Source organism: Pseudomonas sp. AC463 (assembly GCF_979253585.1).
On the sequence record NZ_CEEDDZ010000106.1, the window covers coordinates 1 to 474 of the forward strand.

Genomic DNA, 474 nt, shown 5'->3' on the forward strand with positions numbered 1-474 from the left:
GGTCGATGGCGCGGGCACGGATCTCAAATCGGCCGGCTCGGCCGTGTCCAGCGCCTCGGGCGAAAGCAAGAAGTAACGATCGTGGCGGAGCGCCCCCGGCGCTCCGCGCTTTCGCCTAAGTTGCGGCCCGCTTCATCAGCGCCTGCACGCGCAGTCGCGGGAAGACCTCTTCCAACGGCTTGGTGTCGGGCAGGATGTACACGTAGCCGCCCTTCCGCTGGAACATCGGCCGCAACCGCTTGGCGTAGAACGCCTTGGGTACGTTGATGCAGCCGAAGGTGATGCGGTTGTCGTCCGGGGTGGGAGACAGCATCCGCTCGCGCCGCTGCTCCTTCTTGCCGGCATCGGTCGGGATGGGATGCATGGCCACGGATGTGGCATAATCGACCCACAGGATCCGCTCCTTGCGGAAGGGTATCCCGAACTTGGCGAGAAAACGTCCCGCCGGAGTCGTCTTTTCGGCCGGTCCGATCT

Annotated in this window: 1 pseudogene; it reads right to left on the reverse strand. The window is 65.0% G+C overall.

The features are described 5' to 3' along the window. Nucleotides 1–115: 115 nt before the first annotated feature. A pseudogene (locus AC0IYH_RS29305) lies at nt 116–474 on the reverse strand (hypothetical protein); the annotation flags it as partial.